The organism is Polaromonas sp. P3_C2 (assembly GCF_056402675.1).
In genome coordinates this window covers 1-1,754 of sequence record NZ_JBFUGX010000772.1, presented here as the reverse complement: position 1 = coordinate 1,754, position 1,754 = coordinate 1, and the positions used below count along the sequence as shown (strand labels likewise).

Below are 1,754 nucleotides of genomic sequence, written 5' to 3'. Positions count from 1 at the left end.
GCCAAAAGCGTTGCGCACAGGTGATTAGTGAGAAAAAACATGACTGACTCTTTTGAGGCTCGTGGCGACGTTTTGCCCGACACAAATATTGATACCACCGCTGAAGCCGTGATCCACGTGATTCCGGACTTCTCTTCGGACGAGCCTTCGGCAGCCGCAACCTCCCTGGAAGCTGTTGCAGCCGAACCCAACGGTTTCGTGAAGCTGGGCCTGGCCAAGGAACTCCTGCAAGCTGTCGCCGACATGGGTTTTACCCAGCCGACGTCCGTGCAGATGGCCACCATCCCCAAGGCCATGCAGGCCCTGGACCACGACGCCAAGAACGACCCCAAAGCCAAATTCACCGACCTGCTGGTTTCCAGCCAGACCGGTAGCGGCAAGACCGCAGCCTTCCTGCTGCCTGTGCTGCACACCCTGCTGAAACAGCAGGAAGAAGCCGAGCGTTTTGAGCGTTCCGAATTTGAACGCCTGAGCGCCGAAGCCGTCGCCCGCGGCGAAGCACCCCTGAAAAAACCCAAGCGCAAGGACCCGACCAGCCCGCGCAACTTCAAGGCTGCCACGCCCGGTGCACTGATCCTGTGCCCGACGCGTGAATTGGCCCAGCAGGTTTGCGCCGACGCAATCGACCTGGTTCGCCATTGCCGCGGCCTGCGCATTGCCAACGTGGTGGGCGGTATTCCTTACCAGCTGCAAATTGCCAAGCTGCAAAATGCCGACCTCGTGGTGGCCACCCCCGGCCGCCTGCTCGACCTGCAGCGCAGCATGCAGATCAAGCTGGACCAGGTGCAGTTCCTGGTCGTCGACGAAGCCGACCGCATGCTGGACCTCGGCTTTGCCGACGACCTGACCGAAGTCAACCAGCTCACGATCGAGCGCAAGCAGACCATGATGTTCAGCGCCACGTTTGCGCCGCGCATCATGCAACTGGCCACGCGTGTGATGCGCCAGCCGCAGCGCGTCGAGATCGACTCGCCGCATGAAAAACATGCGTCGATCACCCAGTCTCTGCTGTGGGCCGACAACATGACCCACAAGCGCAAGCTGCTGGATCATTCGCTGCGCGACACCACCATGAACCAGTCGATCGTGTTTGCCTGCACCCAGGTTGAATGCGACGGCCTGGCCAATGACCTGGTGCAGGAAGGCTTCAGCGCTGTGGCGCTGCATGGCGCACTGGGCCAGGGCCTGCGCAACCGCCGCCTGATGGCTTTCCGCGACGGCCGTGTCCAGATCCTGGTCGCTACCGATGTGGCTGCCCGCGGCCTGGACGTTCCGTCGATCACCCACGTGATCAACTACGGCCTGCCGATGAAAGCCGAAGACTACGTGCACCGCATTGGCCGTACCGGCCGCGCCGGCCGCGAAGGCCAGGCGATCACGATTGCCGAGTTCCGCGATCGCCGCAAGATCCAGGACATCGAGCACTACATGCAGCAGAACCTCAAGCCCAGCGTGATCGCCGGTCTGGAGCCACAGCAGCGCTTTGCCCCGACCTCCGATCGCCCACGCGGCAACTTCGGCGGTGACCGCGGCGACCGCGGTGGCCGCAGCTTCGGCGGTGGTGGTGATCGTGGCGGCTATGCCGGCCGCAAGCCTGCAGGTGGCTTTGGCGGTGGTGCTGGCGGTGGCGGCTTCGGCGCACCTCGTCACAACGACCGTGACGATCGTGCTCCCTTCCAGGGCCGCGCTCCTGGACCACAGGGTGGCTATGGCGACCGTTCCGGTTTCAATGACCGCGGCCCGCGCCGTCAGGA

General features: G+C 63.5%; 1 protein-coding gene. It reads left to right on the top strand.

Going from position 1 to position 1,754, the window contains the following annotated elements; translation table 11 throughout:
* Positions 1-39 precede the first annotated feature (39 nt).
* Positions 40-1,754, top strand: a 1,715-nt coding sequence (locus AC1DWI_RS21770) for a DEAD/DEAH box helicase (RefSeq protein WP_477725742.1), incomplete at its 3' end; no start/stop codon positions are given.